Source organism: Eubacterium sp. AF22-8LB, from assembly GCF_003458715.1.
Taxonomy (GTDB): domain Bacteria; phylum Bacillota_I; class Bacilli_A; order Erysipelotrichales; family Erysipelotrichaceae; genus Holdemanella.
This window is the reverse complement of sequence record NZ_QRVI01000025.1, coordinates 10,788-32,086: the sequence shown is the minus strand read 5'-3', so window position 1 is coordinate 32,086 and position 21,299 is coordinate 10,788. Positions and strand designations below refer to the sequence as shown.

Here is a 21,299-nt window from a genome sequence, read left to right as displayed (position 1 = left end):
CACCTCAGCAGTGCTCATCTATATTACCAAATACTTCCCCTTTCGTCAAATGTTTTTTTAACTTTTTTATCTTTTTTTCATTTTTATTACTGTATACGCTTTCATTGCCCAATTTAAAAAAACTGGTATTATCCAGTTTCATTCCTAAATCAAATCTTTAATCTTAAAACCAAAAATATGATGATATAAAGCTATCACTCGCCCCACACCTAATACTGCAACCACAGTACCTATTCCTACACCAACAATTCGGTGAGCAATGAATAAACTTATGCATAACGTAATACATAGATTTAAACAATCAAATAAATTTTTGGTTAAACCTACACTCTTATTGAATCTTTCATCCAATGCCTGTACTATACCATCTCCAGGATTTGGAACAAGTTGCATACTCAATGACATGGCTGCTCCTACACCTGTACAAATTATCGCAAAAGCTAATACTATTAAACGAACTCCTAAATTTTGTGAAGCTGGTATATATGCAGAAAATATATTTAATAATCGTGTAAACACTAAACTTAGTGGTAATTGTAATAGATCTGACATTATTTTCTTATTCTTTTTCAATTTAACATGAATCGCTATTTGTACCATTACAAATATGGCGTATATCACAAAAGTTAAATCCCCAAAATTATATCCAGTTATCTGCGATATACTATAAGGTACTGAGATAATTGGAGACACTCCTAAATTCGCCTTTGTGTTCAAAGTTAACCCCAATGCTAATATAAAAAGACCAACAAAGTATAATAAAAATCGAACCCCTTTTTTACTCAAAAACTATCTTCCTTTCTTAAACGAAATCATTTTATCAAAAAAAGTAATAATATATAATAGAAATCTAGAGTGAATTTACCCTAGATTTCATTTTGTGTTCTTGCAATGATTGCATCCTGAGCCTGTGGCATCAAAGAAACAAATTGTGCACAATAACCAGCTACTCGTACAATCAAATCCGTATACTTTTCCGGATTCTTTTTGGCATCCAATAAAACTTCTGTGCTTATTACATTAAACTGATTATGATATACTCCTTTTTTCTGGGACACGATTAAGAAGTCAATAAATTTATTCAATTGTTCCTCTCCTTCTAAAGAATCTGGCAAGAAACGCATATTTAGCAATTGACCTGCAGCCACCTTTTCATTAGGCAACTTAGAAACCGAATTTATTACGGCTGTTGGCCCATTTTTATCTGTTCCCTGTGTTGGAGAACACCCCTCATTCAAGGGTGATCCTGCCATTCTTCCATCTGGTGTAGCCCCTACGACAAAACCATTTGGGACATATGATGTTATATTTGAAGTTGACATCGTATAACAACTCACTTCAGGGCCTTTTCCTGTTCTTAATGTTTTATAACTTGGTAATAATTTTAAATACGAGTTAAATATATCCTTGACGATATTGTCCACTTCATCATTATCATTTCCAAATTTAGGGGTTTTCATACATAACTTTCGAATATACTGAGATTTTTTACTCGTCCAATTATCATCCATCGCATCTAACAATTCATCAAATGTTATTTTGTTTTCATCAAAAACCATCTTTTTAATTGACATCAAACTATTTCCAACAACACTAGGACCAATATTAGACTGACTAATCACATCATACTTACATCCACCTTCTTTTAATGTTTTCCCTAATTTCATTGAGTTTTGAATTAGACAACTTGCAAAAGGAGAGGCGTCATATTTAGCTAAATACGTATCGCAAATCTTATCGCACTCAACCGACAAATCTGAATAATACTTTAAGAAATTCTCCCATGTTTGCCATAATTCATTATAGTTTTTAAAATTTGAATGCATCGATTCTGAATCCGATACTTTCAACAAACGTATCTTTGTATTTGGATCATACCCATTATGTAAAAGAATTTCCAACACTTTTCCCCAATTGACATATGTCATACCTGTTGCTCTATGCCCATACTTGCCTGGAACGCCCGTCTCAACACAGCCAATTGGACAATAATCTAAAGCATCTTCATGACTTATTCCTAGATCTTCTAAGCCTTTGGAAGCCACTTCATCATTAAACATACTTGGCATTCCACACCCTGTACGAATCAATTTGGCACAAGCTTCAATAAACTTTCTTGGGGTTTTCGCATGAATACGTGCAGAAAAATTTGGCTCAGCTAGAGCTGTTAAATTCATTGCTTCAATACATAAATAAGATAAATCATTAGTTCCGTCTTCCCCGTTTGGTTTTAGTCCGCCTACCACTAGGTTTGAGTATAATGGATATCCTTGCGAAAACTTAGTGTGACCATATGGGCGCACCTTATTACAACTAGAATTCATAATAAACATATGTGTAATAATTTCGAGTGCTTGATCTTTTGTGATTTTACCATCTTTAAGATCCTTTTTATAATACGGATACATATATTGGTCAAATCTTCCATAACAGAAGGAATGCCCATTACTTTCTATCATTTGAAGCATATGAACCATATAAGAAACTTCAACCGCCTCATAAAAATTACGCGCACCTTGTTCCATCATGTCACTTGCCATATCCGCAATTTCTAGCAATTCTTTTTTACGAATTAAATCATTACACTTTTTTGCTTCTTCATCCGCTAACTTTGAATAACGCTTAAAAAAATCAAGAACTCCTTCTAAACTTATTATTACAGATTTATAAAAATATTCTTGTTCCTTTGATAAAGAACCATCTTTCATTTTTTCTCTAGCTTCATTAATGATTTGTCGAAAACCTTTCTTCAATAATGTAGGATAATCTGGAACGATGTGTCCATCACCACTCATACTGATTCCACCACGATGAATAACACCTTGTTTTTCAGCAAGAAGAACATTATCGATCATATGCCTATTTACATCATCTTCATGTGTATGCCCATGCCAATAAGGAGCAATTAAACGTAATTCTCTTTTTGTCTTTTCATCAATAGAAAATACATCCCCCTCACGTTTTTCAAATTCGTCCAATTCATTAATCACCCAATCAATTGAATATTCAGGGAATATTGGTGCTGCAAAATTACGACTTGCTTGATTTCCAAAAATAAGTGAATCTGGTTCAATGTAAATATCCATATTCCTTAGTGTATACGCAAACGCCTTGGCTTTTCTTAAAATATAAGGCTCTCCTTCACTTTGTTTAAAAGACGCAGTATATAACACAGCTCTTTGTGAACAAATACTCGCCTTTCTATTTTGCATACGTTTTTGCAAATGCCTCAAACGAACGATGTTTATATCTTTTGGTTCATATACTATAAAATCATGCATAAGCTATCCTCCAATTACACCCATTCAAAATTATCTGGATATTCTAAATTATTATCTTTTTTATCGCAATATATCTTATCAAAACAATCAAGCGTTTTGAACTTACAAAAACCTTTGACTCCTACTTTACTTGAATCTATCAACAAATAGGATTGTTTTGCGTTTTTCATCGCAACATTCTTCATTTCTCTAGTTTCTGCTTCCGCTGTGTATGAACAATTTTCATCGACATCAACCCCTGCACAACCAATGAAGCAGCGGTCAAACTGAAATTGACTTAATGTATTTATGGCTAAAGCGCCTGCACTCATCGCATATTTTGAAATATAATCTCCTCCAATTACGATGATCTGCGCTTTAGGATTCTTTAGTTTTGAGACTATTAAATGATTATGTGTAACTATTCGAATATTAAGATTCTGTAGTTTATCAATCATAGGAACAATACTCGTCCCTCCATCCAAAAAAATACACTCTCCTTCTTGTACTATCGAACAAGCCTTATCACATATTTTTCTTTTTTCTTCATAATGGATACGAAAACGATCTTGCATCCTTACTTCTCTTTGTTCTGATAAAATCTGATTTGTATCTATTTTAATAGCTCCTCCATGAATTCTTTTTAGCTTGTTTTGCTTTTCAAGTTCAGATAAATCACGTCGAATTGTTGCTTCCGAAATATTTAATTCTGAAGCAATTTCTTTAACCTTTAAAATGTTATTTTTCTCCAAACAATCTAATAAATAAAGTATTCTTTCTTTTCCTAGCATATATTCATCTCCACTACATATATTTTATCATAAATGTTCATATGAGCAATATATGCTCTTTTATTTTCATTTTATTCTTGTTAACGAAAGAATATGAGCATATAATGTTTATGTAAAAAGGATATTTAGGAGGATTTAATATGAAACATCCAGAAAAAAAAGCCGAAGAAATGACTACACAGGAACTAGCCAGTTATATTGACTACTCCGTATTAAAACCAGAATTTACACCAGAACAAATTATTGAACTTACCAAGGATGGTGTGCAGCTTGGTTGCGCTTCAATCTGTATCAACCCTGGATATATGGAACTTTGTAAGCCATATGTTGAAGGAAGTAAAACTAAATTATGTCCAGTTTGTGACTTTCCATTTGGAACAAGTTCTACAGAATCAAAAGTTGCACAGGCAAAAATTTTAGTTGATAAATATGCAGATGTTATCAGCGAATTAGATATTGTATCAAATTTTGGTAAAATCCGTGCTGGTTTATATGATGAAGTTACTGCAGATATTAAAGCAGTTGTTGATGTATGTCACGAAAAAAATGTTCCTGTAAAAGTTATTTTTGAAACCGATGCATTAACTGAAGAAGAAGTGAGAAAAGCATGTCATTGTGCAATGGATGCAAATGCTGACTTTGTAAAGACATCAACAGGATTCTTAACTGGATTTGAATCACATGGTGCGACACCAGAAATCATTAAAGTTATGCAAGAAGAAGTTAAAGATAAATGTCAAGTTAAGGGCAGCGGCTGCATTCGTACACGCGAGCATTTCTTACAATTGATTGATATGGGTATTGATCGTATGGGCGTTGGATATCGTTCAGTTCCAGTTGTCTTAGACTTGAAAAAATAATATTTCAACAAAAAAAGTCAGAATTTCTGACTTTTTTAATTATGCAACTGCCTTAAACGCTTCATCTAAATCTTGAATAATATCATCTATGTTTTCACAGCCAATGCTCAAACGAATTGTATTTGGACGAATACCTTGATCTAGCAATTCTTCTTCTGTACATTGTGAATGTGTTGTTGTTGCTGGGTGGATAACCAAAGATTTAACATCTGCTACATTAGCTAACAATGAGAACAACTCTAGATTATCAATGAAATCCTTAGCTTTTTGTGCATCTCCCTTAATATCAAATGTAAAGATAGATCCTCCTCCATTTGGGAAATATTTTTTGTACAATTCTTGTTGTTTTGGATCTGTAGATACACTAGGATGAGATACACTTTCTACTTGAGGGTGATTATTTAAATATTCAACTACTTTTAAAGCGTTATATGTATGACGTTCTACACGTAATGATAAAGTCTCTAATCCTTGTAAGAACAAGAATGCATGGAAAGGAGATAATGTTGCTCCAGTATCTCTTAATAAGATTGCACGTACTTTCGTTACGAATGCTGCAGGTCCACATGCCTGTGTAAAACTAATCCCATGGTAGCTAGGATTAGGTTTTGTTAATGAGTCAAACTTTCCACTCGCTTCCCAATCAAATTTTCCTCCATCAACAATCACACCACCAATACTTGTTCCATGTCCTCCAATAAATTTTGTTGCAGAGTGAACAACAATATCTGCTCCGTATTCGATAGGTCTTACTAAATATGGTGTTGCGAATGTATTATCAACTACTAATGGAATTTTGTGTTTGTGTGCAATCTTCGCAATTGATTCAACATCAACTACATCTGAATTCGGATTTCCTAATGTTTCTATATACAAAGCTTTTGTATTTTCATCAATTGCACTTTCAACTTCTTCTTCATTAAAAATATTTACAAAAGTCGTTTGAATACCATATTGAGGTAAAGTATGTTCAAACAAGTTGAATGAACCACCATAAATGTTTTTAGCTGAAACAATATTATCTCCATTTTGAGCTAAGTTCAAAATTGTATATGTAACTGCAGCAGCACCAGAAGCAACAGCCAAAGCAGCTACCCCTCCTTCAAGAGCCGCAACACGTTTTTCAAATACATCTTCAGTTGGATTAGTTAAACGACCATAAATATTTCCTGTATCACTCAACCCAAAACGTGCAGCTGCATGATCACAGTTTTTAAAAACATAAGATGATGTCTGATATATAGGGACTGCACGAGCATCCGTAGACGGATCTGCCTGTTCTTGTCCAACATGTAATTGTAAAGTTTCAAATTTAAAATTTCTCTGGTCTCTAGTTAGTTTTGCCATAATCAATTCTCCTTAATTCATACTATTCTTATATGTTTTGTATGATAAATTATAATTGATCTATTGTCAACGCTAAATGTAAACATTTTACATCATTCTTACATTTTTTCATGTAATAAACCCGAAGTCTATAATTCTTCGGGCAAATGCTTATATACATAATTTATAAATGTTTGTGTAGCTGGAGTGATTTCTTTGTTTGTCGCAATTCCAATCGGTACATATTCTGACGGTCTTATTGGAATCAATTTCACATTCTTTCCTTTATAAAACTGAGCTGTAGACTTCGTCTCTAAACTTATACCTAGTCCTTCATCAATAATAGTATAAGCAGCATAGGAATCCGAAGTCGATAATTGTATATTGGGGTGAATATTATACTTTCGAAAAACTCTTGCCGAATCTGTATCCTTATTCGGATAAGAACAAACATATTTTTCTTTTTCAAATACATCTAACGATATTCTATCCTTTTTAGAGAGAGGATTATCACAAGGTATCATTGCCACCATTGGATCATCCATTAGATGAATCCAATTATATTGACCTTCTCTTTTTGAAATTATACATACATCAATACTTCTTTTTTCTAATGAATTCAATAAAAAAGTACTATATCCATGATAAATTTGAATATCAATATTTGGGTATAACTCTTTAAATCCTTTAACAATATGGGCTAGCCATTTATAGTAGAATCGATGTGCAACACCTATGTTCACTCTACCATAGTCAATTCCATTCATGTGAGATGACTTTTGTTCTAAAATAGATCCATCATAAACAAATTTTCTAAAATCATCTAATAACTTAAGACATGAATCAGTTGGTGTTACTCCATCTCGTGTACGATTCAATAGTTTAAGTCCTGTTTCTTGTTCCAAACTGGTAATCATTTTACTTACGGTAGAAGTAGTAACATCCAAGTGCTGGGCAGCTAATGATAATTTACCGTAGTCAATTGAACATATTAATGCTTTACATTTTTCGTAATCCATAATTCCCTCTTTTCGAAAAAATTATAACGCAAAAAAAAGACTGATACAAATGCATCAGTCTTAAGTTACATAGTTAAATTACGCGTCGATTTCAGTAACGTTACCAGCACCTACAGTGTGTCCACCTTCACGGATAGAGAACTTAGTACCAGTTTCGATAGCGATTGGAGCGATCAATTCAACGTTCATAACAACGTTGTCACCAGGCATTACCATGTCAGTTCCTTCTGGCAATGTGATTACACCTGTAACGTCAGTTGTACGGAAGTAGAATTGAGGACGGTAGTTAGAAACGAATGGAGTGTGACGTCCACCTTCTTCTTTAGTTAAAACATAAACTTGTGCTTTAAATTTAGTGTGAGGGTGTACACTTCCAGGTTTAGCTAATACTTGTCCACGTTGGATTTGGTCACGTGCAATACCACGTAACAATGCACCAATGTTGTCACCTGCTTCAGCAACGTCTAATTGTTTGTGGAACATTTCCAAACCAGTTAATACTGTTTTTTGAGTGTCTTTGATACCAACGATTTCAACTTCGTCGTTTAAGTGAGCTTGACCACGTTCAACACGTCCTGTAGCTACTGTACCACGACCAGAAATTGTCATAACGTCTTCGATTGCCATCAAGAATGGTTTGTCCATTTCACGAGCTGGATCTGGAATCCAAGTATCAACAGCATCCATCAAATCATAGATTGATTGTTCGTATTTTGGATCTCCTTCAAGAGCTTTTAAAGCTGATCCACGGATAACTGGAGTTTCGTCTCCGTCGAATCCGTATTCGTTTAATAATTCACGAACTTCCATTTCTACTAAGTCGATTAATTCTTCATCATCAACCATATCGCATTTGTTTAAGTAAACAACGATATATTTAACACCTACCTGACGTGCTAACAAGATGTGTTCACGTGTTTGAGGCATAGGTCCATCAGATGCAGCAACTACTAAGATTGCTCCGTCCATCTGAGCAGCACCAGTGATCATGTTTTTTACATAATCGGCGTGGCCTGGACAGTCAACGTGTGCATAGTGACGTTTTTCTGTTTGGTATTCAACGTGTGCTGTGTTGATAGTGATTCCACGTTCTTTTTCTTCTGGAGCACCATCGATTTGGTCATAAGCTTCAGCTTTAGCCATACCTTTTTTAGCTAATACTGTTGTAATAGCTGCTGTTAATGTTGTTTTACCGTGGTCAACGTGACCGATAGTACCAATATTAACGTGAGTTTTACTTCTGTCAAATTTTTCCTTAGCCATTTATAATTTCCTCCTAAATGCTAACATATTTCATACAATAAATATTGTATTTCAGAACCAAGCGAAAATCAACTAGTTTTCGCTTGAATTCTCTTTAATAATCTTTTCTGCAATACTCTTAGGAACTTCTGAATAGTGGTCGAACTTCATAGAGTAGTTTCCACGTCCCTGAGTAAAGCTACGTAAGTCTGTTACATATCCGAACATTTCTGATAATGGAACATGTGCACGAACGATAATGGCATTTCCACGTTCTTCCTGTTCAGTGATTTGTCCACGACGACTTGAAATGTCACCCATAACGCTACCTAAGTATTCACTTGGTGCAGTTACTTCTACGAACATAATTGGTTCTAGAATAACAGGTTTACATTTCTTTCCAGCTTCCTTTAATGCCATACTTGCGGCAATCTTATAAGCCATTTCACTAGAGTCGACATCGTGGTATGATCCATCAAATAATGTAGCTTTGATATCGATTACTGGGTAACCTGCAACCATACCATTTTCCAATGCTGCTTCCAAACCTTCTTGAGTTGGTTTGATATATTCTCTAGGTACGCTACCACCAACGATAGCATCAACGAATTCAAATCCTTTTCCTTCATTTGGTTCGAATTTGATCCATACGTGACCATATTGTCCACGACCACCTGACTGACGGATGTATTTTCCTTCACAATCAGCAGCCTGACGAATTGTTTCACGGTAAGCAACTTGTGGTTGTCCAACATTTGCTTCAACTTTAAATTCACGACGTAAACGGTCAACAATGATATCCAAGTGAAGTTCACCTACACCGGCAATGATTGTTTGTCCTGTTTCTTCGTTTGTATATGTTTTGAAAGTAGGGTCTTCTTCTGCAAGTTTTGCAAGAGCCAATCCCATTTTGTCTTGGTCAGCTTTTGTTTTTGGTTCCAAAGACAATTCGATTACTGGTTCAGGGAATTCCATAGATTCAAGGATGATTGGGTGATCTTCATCACACAATGTATCACCTGTTGTAGTAACCTTTAAACCAACTGCAGCAGCGATATCACCTGAATAAACTTCAGTGATTTCTTTACGTGCATTGGCGTGCATCTGAACGATACGTCCGAAACGTTCTTTCTTATCTTTAGTTGAGTTTAATACATAACTTCCTGCTTTTGCAGTACCTGAATAAACACGGAAGAAAGATAATTTTCCAACGAATGGGTCTGTAGCGATCTTAAATGCTAATGCAGAGAATGGTTGATTATCATCAGGATGACGAACATCTGGTTCTCCATCTAATGTAGTACCCTTAATTGAAGGTACATCTAATGGACTTGGTAAGTAATCTACTACTGCGTCCAATACTAATTGAACACCTTTGTTCTTATATGCAGATCCACATAATACTGGGAAGAAGTCACCGTTACATACGGCAATACGTAATACACGTTTGATTTCTTCGATTGAAGGTTCTTCACCTTCTAATACTTGCATCATGAAATCTTCATCATAATCTGCTAAGTAATCTAATAATTTAGCACGGTATTCTTCCATAAGATCTACCATATCTTCTGGAACTGGGATTTCAGTCATTACACGACCGAAATCTCCACTAAATTCATAAGCTTTTCTCTTGATAATATCAATGATAGCTTCGAAGTCTGACTCAGCACCAATTGGTAACTGAATTGGACAAGATTTAGCTCCTAAACGATCGATGATTGTATTGCATGACATTAAGAAGTCAGCACCTGTAGCATCCATTTTGTTACAGAATACAATACGTGGAACGTTATATTCAGTAGCTTGACGCCAAACAGTTTCAGTTTGAGGTTCAACACCTGCTTTAGCATCTAATACTGTTACGGCACCATCTAATACACGTAAACTACGTTCAACTTCTACAGTGAAGTCTACGTGGCCTGGTGTATCGATGATATTAATACGACATTCTTTACCAGTTCCGTCTGTCTTTTTCCAGTGAGCTGTTGTAGCAGCAGAAGTGATTGTGATACCACGTTCTTGTTCTTGCTCCATCCAGTCCATTGTACTAGCTCCATCGTGTGTTTCACCAATCTTATGGTTTACACCAGAGTAGTAAAGAATACGTTCTGTTGTTGTTGTTTTACCGGCATCGATGTGAGCCATGATACCGATGTTACGAGTTTCGTGTAAAGCATAGTCTCTAGGCATATTTCTTTACTCCTTCTCTTACCAACGGTAGTGAGCATAAGCCTTGTTAGCTTCTGCCATTTTGTGAGTGTCTTCACGTTTTTTAACACTGGCACCAGTTCCATTAGAAGCATCGATAATTTCAGCTGCTAATCTCTGTTCCATTGTTTTTTCGTTACGTAAACGTGCATAGTTTACGATCCAACGAAGTCCTAAAGTCAAACGACGTTCGTCGCTTACTTCAACTGGTACTTGGTAGTTGGCTCCACCTACACGTCTAACTTTCAATTCCAATTGAGGCATAACGTTTTCTAAAGCTTGTTCGAAAACCTCCATTGGTGCTTTTCCTGTTTTTACTTCTACGATTTCAAACGCGTTGTACAAAATAGTTTGTGCAACCCCTTTTTTACCATCAATCATGATTTTGTTGATCAAACGAGTAACCAACTTAGAGTTATAAATTGGGTCGACTAGTACGTCACGTTTCGCAATGTGTCCTTTTCTAGGCATCTAATTTCCTCCTTTCACGATTGATCTATTTCTTAGGTCTTTTAGTTCCGTATAATGAACGAGATTGTTTACGGTCATTTACACCAGCACAGTCCAAAGTTCCACGTACGATGTGGTAACGAACACCTGGTAAGTCTTTAACACGTCCACCACGAATCAATACAACACTGTGTTCCTGTAAGTTGTGTCCGATTCCTGGAATGTAAGCTGTAACTTCCATACCATTACTTAAACGAACACGCGCATATTTACGAAGTGCTGAGTTTGGTTTCTTAGGTGTCATAGTACCAACACGAGTACAAACTCCACGTTTTTGTGGACTTGATTGGTTTGTTGGTTTAGACTGCAATGAGTTGTAACCACGGTTCAAAGCTGGAGACTTTGAAACGTTTTGACTGGCCTTACGACCTTTACGAATCAACTGGTTGATTGTAGGCATAAGATCCTCCTTTCAAAATTTCAATTTCCAAGCAAACGAAGCCGGGTGGGTCCTGCCCATCCATTAAATATAGGCTCTTATTCAGAACCTATTTTCGCATGCAATATTAAGATACAGTATTCAACATGATTTGTCAATTGCTTTTTAAATTTTTTTTAATATAATTTTCTTATGCTCTTTAGTCATCATTAAAGTATAATATAGACAAGAATAGAGGTAGATTTATGAAACATAAAATTGTATTTTTCGACATGGACGGAACACTTTACCAAACCGAAAATGACATCATTCAAGAAAGTGCATTAGACGCCATTCAGACATTAAAAGAAAAAGGATATATTGTTTGTGCGGCTACAGGTCGTCCTTTAAACCAGATGAAGCTTATTTTACAACGCGTTCAATTCGATTATTATGTATTGATTAACGGAAGCTATATATTAGATAAAGAATTTCAAGAAATCGGTAGCTATCCAATCTTACAAGAAAACGTAAATGACTTAGTTAGTTTCAGTAAAAAACATGAGACAGGATTAATGTTTCACTTTGGTGATGCTACATACATTTATAACAACTTTTATCCAATGTATGACTTCTGTAAATACTGTAACGTACTAGATTCACTATTCTATGACCCTAGTCAATCTTATCATTTAAGACACAAAGCCTTTAATGCCGTAGTTCTTACTAAAGATAAGAAATTAGTTGATCAATTCATGGAAACTCATCCTGATCTAAGAAATGATTTGATTAACGTTAAAACCGATGGATTCTGTTTCGATATCTTCAATGCCGATAATGATAAATCAAAAGGTATTGAAATGATTCTAGAAAGAACCGGATTAACATGGAAAGATGCCATTTGTTTTGGCGATAGCACAAACGACATACACATGCTTAAAAAAGCAGGTATTGGTGTTGCGATGGGAAATGCGAGCGACTTTGTAAAAAGCTATGCAAACTTTGCCACAACATCTACATACGATAATGGAATCTACAACGCGGTAACAAAGATACTAAAAGACGAATAAACATATATAAAAGACATCATTGCAATTAGAATGATGTCTTTTTTAGTCTCATAATAGTATCATTTAAGTCCATACTCATTAAACGAACAAAAAAAGCCTTTATCAAAAGACAAAGGCTTTAATTACTTATTAAGCTTAAATTACTTAATTTCTACAGTAGCTCCAGCAGCAACTAATTTTTCTTTAATTGATTCTGCTTCTTCTGGAGATACGTTTTCTTTAATAGCAGCTGGAACACCATCTACCAATTTCTTAGCGTCAACTAATCCTAAACCAGTAATTTCACGTACGGCTTTGATTACAGCAACTTTTGTTCCACCAACATTTGTTAATGTAACAGTTACTTCGCTAGGTCCTGCAGCTTCTTCAGCAGCAGCAGCTGGAGCAGCAACAGCAGCAGCAGCTACTACACCAAATTTTTCTTCGATTGCACTTACTAAGTCGTTTAATTCTAAAATTGTTGCTTCTTCTAAATAAGAAAGAATTTCTTCTTGAGTTAATTTAGCCATTTTATTTTCCTCCTATAATTAATTACGCAGCAGCTTCTTCTGTAGCTGGTGCTTCTTCTGTTTTTACAGATCCGTTTTCTTTAGCTTCTGCCAATGCTTTAACAGTCATAGCAAATTTGATAACTGGAGCATTTAAGCAAGATGCGAATTTAGCCAACATACCTTCTTTGTTAGGTAATGCAGACAATTTTTGGATAGTAGCTTCGTCTACCATAGCTCCATCCACGATACCAGTTTTTAATACTAATGCTTCATGGTTTTTAGCAAATTTAGCTAATACACGAGCAGGAGCAACTGGATCTTTACCAAATGCCAATGCGTTAGGTCCTACTAAAGTTTTTGCGAAATCTTCGTGACCTAATTTTTCAGCTGCACGACGAGCGATTGCGTTACGGTAAACTTTGAATTCAACGTCTTCTTCACGCAATGCACGACGAAGTTCTGTTACTTCCTTAACTGATAATCCACGGTATTCTACTAATACAATACTACTAGCAGTTTCCATTTTTTCAGATAAGGCGATAACTTCAGCTTCCTTTTGTGCAAGGATGTCTTTGTTCATTCGATCCACCTCTTCTTTCATCTATTGTAACAATATTCAAAAGAAAAGCCCGCATCAAAGACGGGCTAATTGTGCAAAGTCAATGCATCATACCCTCGGTAACATTATTAAGCATAAGCCGTTACTGTCTTTGGAATATTGATAACAATCTGTAGTTTAATTTATTTTACTAGATTTGTCAATTACTTAACGATTTCAACGTGGATTCCAGGACCCATTGTTGTTGAAACTACTAAGTTTTTCATGTATGCACCTTTAACAGTTGCTGGACGAGCCTTAGCAATTGTGTTGAAGATTGCATTGAAGTTTTCAACTAATGCTTCTTCTGTAAAACTTGTTTTACCGATAGCCAAGTTGATGTTTCCTTCTTTGTCTACACGGTAAGTAACTTTACCTTTTTTGATTTCATCAATAGCCTTAGCAACATCCATTGTTACTGTACCAGTCTTAGGGTTTGGCATTAATCCTTTAGGACCTAAAACACGTCCTAAACGTCCTAATTGACCCATCATATCTGGAGTAGCTACTAATACATCAAAATCGAACCAACCTTTAGAGATTTTTTCGATAATATCTGCACCACCAACGAAATCAGCACCAGCAGCCTGAGCTTCTTTTTCTTTTTCGCCTTGTGCAACTACACAAACGCGTTGTGTTTTACCAGTTCCATTAGGTAATACCATTGCCCCACGGATTTGTTGATCAGCGTGACGAGGGTCTACATTTAAACGGAAACTTACTTCAACACTTGCGTCGAATTTTGTTTTACTTGTTTCTTTAGCTAATTTAACAGCTTCTTCAATTGAATAAGTTTTTGAACGATCAACTAATTTAACTGCTTCAGCATATCTCTTACTTACTTTTGCCATTATTGATGTTCCTCCTATTCAAATCCTTCAACCTTGATACCCATGTTACGTGCAGTACCAGCAACAATACGCATTGCAGCTTCTACATCGTTGGCATTCAAGTCTGGCATTTTGTACTCAGCAATTTCTTTTAATTGATCAACTGTAATTGTACCAGCAACTACTTTTTGATCTCCACTTGCTTTTTGTACGTTTGCTGCTTTTTTCAATAAGTTAGCAGCAGGTGTTGTTTTCAATACGAAATCAAAACTCTTATCTTCATAAGCAGTAATGACAACTGGAACAATATCACCTTTACGATCTTTTGTTGCATCATTGAAAGCTGTACAGAACTGAGGCATGTTGATACCAGCACTTGCTAATGCTGGACCTGGTTTAGCTCCACCAGCTTGGAACTGCAACTTACAAACTTTTGTAACTTTTTTCTTGCTCATAAGACGTTCCTCCTATATTTTGTCCTATGCTGTGGTAATACGAACAGTTACGCATTCTCCCACGCATGCCTATTTACTATACACCACTATATTCAGCGATGCAAGCTCATTTTTAAAAAAATTAGAGAAAATTATTGATTCTCTCTAATCATTTACATCCTCCTTCATACGAAGAATCGATTTCTTAAATTTATCCATTTTCTTCTGTACCCTTTCATCATCGTGATCATATACTTCACTTCTTAAATCATATTGAAAATCATAGATATCTGAACGAGTATCGTACCAAATATCATATGCATCACTTCTTGCATCATACCAATCATCATATGCATCTGAATGCACATCATACCATTCATCATAATCAATTTCATCATAGGCATCCTTAATTATCCCATCACAATACATATCATACATATCTTTTAGTGTCTTATCATATATTTCATACATAGCCTTACCCGCATCCTCATAGATATACTCATAGATACCACTCAAGTCTTTATACTTCACTTTATACGATGTATCCTCATTCATAATCAATTCAGCATATTTATAAGCATACTCCCTTAATCGTATTGACAACAATTCAGTCTGCTTTAAAGCACCCTCATAATACGTCTTTACCTTATCCACATTTTTCGTATATGAATTATAATCTGTAATTTCCTCACCCAAAGCATCCCTTTCACTTTTCAACTTTTCATTTGTTTCTTCAACATCCTTTATTGCCATTTCCTCTATTTCATCTATCGTAGAAGCAGATACCTCAATTACATTCACATTCACTTTCTTTACTTCATCATTCTGAGCAGTTGGTGCCCCTGTACAACCACAAAGAATCAAACCCAAACATAAACATATTAACTTTTTCATTATTATTCACTCTTCTTTCCAAAAATATCAATCACATCTTCTAAACAACACGGTAACTCTCCAGTTATCTTTACTCTATTCAATAAATCTATCTTACTTTGTAGATCCACACATTTCTTATCTAACTCACCCAGCTTTCTTTGGCTCAACTCCTTCAAATTGCCCTCACTCATGATCTCTTTAACTTCGTCCAAACTAAACCCTAAACTCACCAACACTCTTATATCCCATAATTGTCTCAACCCTTCTTCATCAAATTCTCGATCTTTTCCTTCTTCATTCTTTGAAATCACTCCCTTCTTTTCATATCTACGAATCATATTTCTCGTGATTCCCATATGATCTTCAATCCATTTCACCTTATATTTCATTGCACACTACTCCTTTTTCAATCTACCGCCTTGTTCTTGGAACAACGCAAGCTAAAAAAGTTATTTCTTCTATCCTCCTTCCGCACTTTTTTTGCCATAAGAGCCCTTGCAGATTTCGCGAACAAAAAAAAAACGGCCCTAAGACCGCATTGAGTTTAAAGAATAATAATGTTAATATATCCACATGAACTTAAATACATGGATAGAAAAGAAATTTAACACAAAAAACTACACATTAGAAAAAACAGATAAAGGCATTAGTAACCACAATTATTTATTAACTATCAACGATAATAAATATATGGTACGTGTTCCTAAAAAAAATCACGAATCCCTTGGTTTACAACATGCACATGAAAAAGAAATTATTGAACTCGTTACTGATTTAGATGTTCCCACTGTTTTATTTGATGAAAACGAAGGTGTCAAGGTTACAAAATATATCGAAGATGTTAAAACCTTTGACGAATGCAAAGACAAAGATCGATTCGCTAGATGTGCAAACTTAATGAAATCATTACACGCAAAAGAAGCACCCCTATTTATTTTTAATCCTTTTGGAAAGATTGAATTCTATAAATCACAAATTAAAGAACCAATTGTATCTTTCCCAAATGAAAAAAGCTTTTTAGAAGCATTAAAAAAAGAATATAAACCAAATGCACTCTGTCACAATGACTTTGTACAAGGAAATATTCTTTATAGCGATACCAAAGACTATCTGATTGATTATGAATATGCAGCAAAAAATGATTATCGCTTTGACATTGCCAGCTTCTTTTCAGAAAATAACATCCACTATATCGACCAAAGAGATCAATTCTACCAAGCCTATTTTGATGGTGAAATCGATCCAATGATCGATGTACAAGTACAGGCATTTGAAAGAATGGAAGATATTCTTTGGGGATATTGGGCAAATATGCTTTATGAGCAAAGAGGCGAACAAATCTATTTTGACATCGCAAAAGAAAAGGAAAAACATTACAGAGGCTAAATTGCCTCTGTTTTTTCATCTATATCCATAAATTCTTCATGCGATAAAGATACTGTTAAAAACAAATCATCCCCAATAATTTGTTTTGCACCTCTATCATTACACAATCGTTTTGCCTTTTCATAATACTTTTTTGGAAGTAACATCGGGTTGCATAAAATACCATTATGTTCACAGATTACGATATGCTTACCATCTTGAATTGAAACCATTTCTTTTAAGGTATTCAATTTTAAATAGGGCATATCCGCCACCATCAATATACATGCATCACTTTCACACGCTTCTACACCTAATGCGATAGAATGTCCCTGTCCATATTCTGGATGATCATTCATAACAACACGATAACCTAATACTTCAGACATTTCTTTGATTTCTTCATATTGTGTAACTACAATCACATCTGAAAAAAACACCGCCTTATCAAACGCATATTCAATTAATTTCCTACCACGAAATTCATAAAGCAGCTTATTAGAAACAAAGCGCCTGGAAAAACCAGACGCTAAGATAATCAAAGAGATATTATTCATCTTCTTTTCCTAATAACACTTTTTCAGCCGTAATAGGCAAAGTACGAACTTGTACGCCCGTCGCATGTTTTACCGCACTGGCAATAGCACTTGTTGGTGTATTAATAACAACTTCTCCAATAGATTTAGCACCGAACGGACCATTGTCTTCATAGCTGCTTTCAAATTCAACACGAACACTTGGAACATCCACTCTTGTTGGCAATTTATACTGTAAGAAGTTACGATTGCGCATCTTACCCTCATCTGAATACGTAATATCTTCACTTAAAGCCATACCAATACCTTGTACAATACCGCCTTCTGCTTGTACACGAGCCAAGTTAGGGTTAATAACCGTACCACAATCGACTACAGAAACATAATCATGAACCTTGATCTCACCCGTTAACTTATCTACATCCACTTCGGCAATACCAACCATAAATGGTGGTGGACTTGTAGGTGACATATGAGAATCGCTCGCAATTAAGGCTTTTGCGATACCACCATTAAAGCATGTATCCGCAAAATCAGCCAAGCTCATTTCATGCGCATGATCCAATGTATTGATTTTCTTACCATCAAATTCAATATCTTTTTTATCCACATTGAAGAATCCGGCTGCCGCTTCTAAAATAGAATTTCTAAGCTTTTCACAAGTCTTTACTACAGCCATACCCGTTACATACGTTGTACTTGAAGCATAAGAACCTGTATCATAAGGCGAATGATCTGTATCCAATGCACTTGTTACAACTTGGTCCACATCACAATCCATACATTCCGCAACCATTTGGGCAAGAATCGTATCACAACCCGTACCCATATCTGTAGCACCAATACTCAATGTATAGAATCCATCATCTTGCAATTTGATTTCAACAGATCCAACATCAAGACCCGAAATACCACTGCCTTGCATAGACAAAGAAACACCTAAACCACGAACAAAATCACCCATATCACGTCTTAAAGGTTTATTCTTATAGTCAATCATTTCCATAGCTTTTTCTAAGCAACGATCTAATGCACATGCATTCAATTCTTCATTATAATATTGCGACAACACTTCATTTTCACGTGTCATATTTTTAAAACGAATCTCACAAGGATCCATATTCAATTCATCAGCCAACTCATTAATAATAGATTCAACCGCAAACTGACCTTGTGTTGCACCATACCCTCTATAGGCACCTGCACGCATTGTATTTGTATAAACTACATCATATGTAAAACGACTCGCCTTTACATGGTTATATAAAGGTAAAGATTTATGTCCTGCCAAGCCAATCGTAGTCGGTCCATGCTCACCATAAGCACCTTGATTTGATAATGTATATAAATCAATTGCTTCAATCGTACCATCTTTTTTAGCACCAATACGAACATGCATCTTCATTTCATGTCTTGAGTTACTAGCCGCAAAAGTTTCTTCACGCGTATAAACAATTTTGCTAGGCTTTTTAAGTTTCCATGTCACAAACGCTGTAAAAATCTCACAACAAGCTGTTTGTTTAGCTCCAAAACCACCACCAATTCTTGGCTTGATCACATTGATTTTTGATTTTGGGATTTCCAAAGCATTACTTAAAATTCGACGAACATGGAATGGAATCTGTGTAGAGCTTACACAATTCAAACGACCATAAGTATCAATGTAACAATAGGAACGCATTGTTTCCATCATAGCCTGTGCATTAGCCTTTGTATGATAATCTCTTTCTAAGACCACATCACACTCTTTTAATACCGCATCCACATCGCCAACAACACTTTCGCCACTGCTGACAATATTACGCTTTACATCATTTCCAATCTCACAAAGACATTTATAATCATCTTCTTCATGAACAACAATTTTATTATCAATTGACTTTTCAAAATCTAACAACGGTTCTAATACTTCATAATCTACTTTAATAGCTTTTAAAGCACGATCCACACAATCCTCATTAGCTCCAGCTACAATTGCCACTTCATCCCCTACATAGCGAACTACATTTTCTAAGATTCTACGATCATATGGACTTGGTTCAGGATAAGATTGACCAGCTAATGTAAAACGAGAAGTTGGAACATCCTCATATGTATACACTGCTTCAATACCAGGAATTCTTTTCGCAATGGAAGTATCAATACTTTTAATTTTTGCGTATGCATGCGGACTTCTTAAAAGTTTGACAATCAAACAATCCTTCGGTGCTAAATCATCACAATATACAGGCTGCCCTGTAACTAAAGCCATCGCATCCTTTTTGATGACACCTTTTCCTACACTATTCATGATTTTCACCTCGACTTAAATACGCTTTAATAGCACGCATCTGCGACATATATCCAGAGCAACGGCATAAATTTCCAGCTAAATAAGCACGAATTTCATCATCACTTGGATTCACTAATTCTTTTTCCATTGCCAAAACATTCATAATAAATCCTGGCGAACAAAAGCCACATTGTTCGGCTCCTTGTTTAGCCATAAACATACCGAATTCACTTGCTTCTTTTTGAAGTCCTTCAAGCGTCGTAATCTCATGATCATCACATCGAACAACTAATGTACTACAAGAAAGAATCGGTGTTCCATCCTTCCATACTGTACACAATCCACAGTTTGCAGTATCACAACCTCTTTTTACACTGTAACAACCATGATCTCTTAGCCAGTCTAACAATAAAGTTTGTGGCTGTACATCATCCTGAATTAATTTTCCATTCACTTTAATTTTAACCAACATAAGACTCTACCTTTCTCATTAACTTCTGTGTTAATCCCTCAACCAATTTTTCTCTATATTCCTTACTTCCACGCATATTGTCTGCACAATATACATCTAAATCAATATGATCTAAATCACAATTATAAACCTTCGCAATGGCAGGTCTTGCCCCGAAACAGAATCGATAGTGATCTGCATATTTTGTACATGATGCATTTAATACACTTAAATCAGTAGCACTTCTTCTTACAGATACAAAGGCACTAGGCAAGTTTGTCTTCTTCACATAAATATATTCCACAATATCCTTTTCATATGGAAGACTCACAAATTCTTCAAGTGAAATACGACCATGTGCATATGTTTGTACATCACACTCTAAACATAACAAGCTACAGATAACATCACTAAAGCTAAAGCGTGAATATACACTTCCTCCAACTGTAGCCAAATTTCTTAATTGTACACCAACAATATCTTTTACAGCATCTCTAAACACATGACAAGTTGCTTTATTAAATGATTCATGTGTTTCTAATTGACGCAACGTCACCATAGCTCCAATCTTAAATTCGTTACCATCTTCTTCAATTTGATCTAAACCTAATTTGTTCAAATCAATAGCAGTTGGGATCTGAATGTCTTCCATCTTCAGCCAGATCATACCACCTAAAATCATATTCTTCTTATTTTTTGTTAGTAGCGCATACGCCTCATCTAAAGATTCTGGCGATGCATAATTCATTATTCTTAACATAATGGATACGCTCTCTTTCTTTACTAAAATTTTAACACAAAA

Annotated in this window: 22 protein-coding genes and 1 other annotated feature; of the genes, 3 read left to right on the top strand and 19 right to left on the bottom strand. The window is 35.3% G+C overall.

From position 1 onward, the window contains the following. Nucleotides 1-144: 144 nt before the first annotated feature. From DWY01_RS09295 to DWY01_RS09285, 3 genes are all read right to left on the bottom strand, one after another. Nucleotides 145-786: a YitT family protein gene (locus DWY01_RS09295; protein ID WP_117995849.1), complete on the bottom strand. Its 642-nt coding sequence runs from the start codon at nucleotides 784-786 to the stop codon at nucleotides 145-147. An 80-nt stretch (nucleotides 787-866) separates the two neighbouring features. Then, complete coding sequence (locus DWY01_RS09290) at nucleotides 867-3,281, bottom strand: formate C-acetyltransferase/glycerol dehydratase family glycyl radical enzyme (protein WP_117995848.1); 2,415 nt, start codon at nucleotides 3,279-3,281, stop codon at nucleotides 867-869. 14 nt (nucleotides 3,282-3,295) lie between these two features. Further along, nucleotides 3,296-4,051, bottom strand: coding sequence for a DeoR/GlpR family DNA-binding transcription regulator (locus DWY01_RS09285; RefSeq protein ID WP_117995847.1), 756 nt, complete (start codon nucleotides 4,049-4,051; stop codon nucleotides 3,296-3,298). A gap of 140 nt (nucleotides 4,052-4,191) precedes the next feature. On the opposite strand from DWY01_RS09285, the gene deoC reads away from it, so the two are divergent. After that, the gene (gene deoC / locus DWY01_RS09280) at nucleotides 4,192-4,911 is read left to right on the top strand and encodes a deoxyribose-phosphate aldolase (protein ID WP_117995846.1); all 720 of its coding nucleotides are present in this window, start codon (nucleotides 4,192-4,194) and stop codon (nucleotides 4,909-4,911) included. A 39-nt stretch (nucleotides 4,912-4,950) separates the two neighbouring features. Here deoC and DWY01_RS09275 read toward each other — a convergent pair whose 3' ends face one another. From DWY01_RS09275 to rpsL, 6 genes are all read right to left on the bottom strand, one after another. Continuing rightward, the gene (locus DWY01_RS09275) at nucleotides 4,951-6,258 is read right to left on the bottom strand and encodes an O-acetylhomoserine aminocarboxypropyltransferase/cysteine synthase family protein (RefSeq protein WP_117995845.1); all 1,308 of its coding nucleotides are present in this window, start codon (nucleotides 6,256-6,258) and stop codon (nucleotides 4,951-4,953) included. A gap of 128 nt (nucleotides 6,259-6,386) precedes the next feature. After that, nucleotides 6,387-7,256, bottom strand: coding sequence for a LysR family transcriptional regulator (locus tag DWY01_RS09270; protein ID WP_117995844.1), 870 nt, complete (start codon nucleotides 7,254-7,256; stop codon nucleotides 6,387-6,389). Between the two features lie 78 nt (nucleotides 7,257-7,334). After that, nucleotides 7,335-8,519, bottom strand: coding sequence for an elongation factor Tu (gene tuf / locus DWY01_RS09265; protein ID WP_117995843.1), 1,185 nt, complete (start codon nucleotides 8,517-8,519; stop codon nucleotides 7,335-7,337). A 72-nt stretch (nucleotides 8,520-8,591) separates the two neighbouring features. Then, on the bottom strand, nucleotides 8,592-10,688 hold the full coding sequence (fusA, locus tag DWY01_RS09260) for an elongation factor G (RefSeq protein WP_117995842.1): 2,097 nt from the start codon (nucleotides 10,686-10,688) through the stop codon (nucleotides 8,592-8,594). 18 nt (nucleotides 10,689-10,706) lie between these two features. Continuing rightward, nucleotides 10,707-11,177 (bottom strand): 30S ribosomal protein S7, encoded by a 471-nt coding sequence (gene rpsG / locus DWY01_RS09255; RefSeq protein WP_003866299.1) that lies wholly within the window; start codon nucleotides 11,175-11,177, stop codon nucleotides 10,707-10,709. A 25-nt stretch (nucleotides 11,178-11,202) separates the two neighbouring features. Beyond that, a complete protein-coding gene (gene rpsL / locus DWY01_RS09250) occupies nucleotides 11,203-11,616 on the bottom strand; it encodes a 30S ribosomal protein S12 (RefSeq protein ID WP_117573318.1) in 414 nt (137 codons plus the stop codon). Between the two features lie 224 nt (nucleotides 11,617-11,840). Here rpsL and DWY01_RS09245 point away from each other — a divergent pair, with 224 nt between their 5' ends. Then, the gene (locus tag DWY01_RS09245; RefSeq protein WP_117995841.1) at nucleotides 11,841-12,644 is read left to right on the top strand and encodes an HAD family hydrolase; all 804 of its coding nucleotides are present in this window, start codon (nucleotides 11,841-11,843) and stop codon (nucleotides 12,642-12,644) included. Between the two features lie 140 nt (nucleotides 12,645-12,784). Here DWY01_RS09245 and rplL read toward each other — a convergent pair whose 3' ends face one another. The 6 genes from rplL to DWY01_RS09215 all read right to left on the bottom strand — a co-directional run bounded on the left by rplL (nucleotide 12,785) and on the right by DWY01_RS09215 (nucleotide 16,262). After that, entirely contained in the window at nucleotides 12,785-13,153 is a 369-nt protein-coding gene (rplL, locus tag DWY01_RS09240) for a 50S ribosomal protein L7/L12 (RefSeq protein WP_117995840.1), read from the bottom strand. A gap of 22 nt (nucleotides 13,154-13,175) precedes the next feature. Further along, complete coding sequence (gene rplJ / locus DWY01_RS09235; protein WP_117995839.1) at nucleotides 13,176-13,715, bottom strand: 50S ribosomal protein L10; 540 nt, start codon at nucleotides 13,713-13,715, stop codon at nucleotides 13,176-13,178. Nucleotides 13,716-13,747: 32 nt separating this feature from the next. After that, nucleotides 13,748-13,867, bottom strand: a sequence feature (ribosomal protein L10 leader region). A 30-nt stretch (nucleotides 13,868-13,897) separates the two neighbouring features. Continuing rightward, the gene (gene rplA, locus DWY01_RS09230) at nucleotides 13,898-14,584 is read right to left on the bottom strand and encodes a 50S ribosomal protein L1 (protein WP_117995838.1); all 687 of its coding nucleotides are present in this window, start codon (nucleotides 14,582-14,584) and stop codon (nucleotides 13,898-13,900) included. Between the two features lie 14 nt (nucleotides 14,585-14,598). Beyond that, entirely contained in the window at nucleotides 14,599-15,018 is a 420-nt protein-coding gene (gene rplK, locus DWY01_RS09225; RefSeq protein WP_003866292.1) for a 50S ribosomal protein L11, read from the bottom strand. Nucleotides 15,019-15,162: 144 nt separating this feature from the next. Further along, nucleotides 15,163-15,891: a hypothetical protein gene (locus DWY01_RS09220; protein WP_117995837.1), complete on the bottom strand. Its 729-nt coding sequence runs from the start codon at nucleotides 15,889-15,891 to the stop codon at nucleotides 15,163-15,165. Nucleotides 15,892-15,893: 2 nt separating this feature from the next. Continuing rightward, nucleotides 15,894-16,262 carry a MerR family transcriptional regulator gene (locus DWY01_RS09215; RefSeq protein ID WP_117995836.1) on the bottom strand — a complete coding sequence of 123 codons (369 nt, stop codon included), beginning with the start codon at nucleotides 16,260-16,262 and terminating at the stop codon, nucleotides 15,894-15,896. Nucleotides 16,263-16,446: 184 nt separating this feature from the next. Here DWY01_RS09215 and DWY01_RS09210 point away from each other — a divergent pair, with 184 nt between their 5' ends. After that, complete coding sequence (locus DWY01_RS09210) at nucleotides 16,447-17,259, top strand: choline kinase family protein (protein WP_117995835.1); 813 nt, start codon at nucleotides 16,447-16,449, stop codon at nucleotides 17,257-17,259. On the opposite strand, the gene DWY01_RS09205 is transcribed toward DWY01_RS09210, so the two are convergent. From DWY01_RS09205 to DWY01_RS09190, 4 genes are read right to left on the bottom strand one after another with little or no spacing between them, the layout of a single operon-like run. After that, nucleotides 17,256-17,795, bottom strand: coding sequence for a nucleotidyltransferase family protein (locus DWY01_RS09205; RefSeq protein ID WP_117995834.1), 540 nt, complete (start codon nucleotides 17,793-17,795; stop codon nucleotides 17,256-17,258). The two genes, DWY01_RS09210 and DWY01_RS09205, sit on opposite strands and share 4 nt — an antisense overlap. Continuing rightward, the gene (locus DWY01_RS09200; protein ID WP_117995833.1) at nucleotides 17,788-20,064 is read right to left on the bottom strand and encodes a xanthine dehydrogenase family protein molybdopterin-binding subunit; all 2,277 of its coding nucleotides are present in this window, start codon (nucleotides 20,062-20,064) and stop codon (nucleotides 17,788-17,790) included. The genes DWY01_RS09205 and DWY01_RS09200 overlap by 8 nt, the downstream gene beginning before the upstream one ends. Beyond that, nucleotides 20,057-20,518: a (2Fe-2S)-binding protein gene (locus DWY01_RS09195; protein ID WP_117995832.1), complete on the bottom strand. Its 462-nt coding sequence runs from the start codon at nucleotides 20,516-20,518 to the stop codon at nucleotides 20,057-20,059. Before DWY01_RS09195 ends, DWY01_RS09200 begins: the two co-directional genes overlap by 8 nt. Next, on the bottom strand, nucleotides 20,508-21,257 hold the full coding sequence (locus DWY01_RS09190; RefSeq protein WP_117995831.1) for a xanthine dehydrogenase family protein subunit M: 750 nt from the start codon (nucleotides 21,255-21,257) through the stop codon (nucleotides 20,508-20,510). The genes DWY01_RS09195 and DWY01_RS09190 overlap by 11 nt, the downstream gene beginning before the upstream one ends. Between the last annotated feature and the right edge of the window lie 42 nt (nucleotides 21,258-21,299).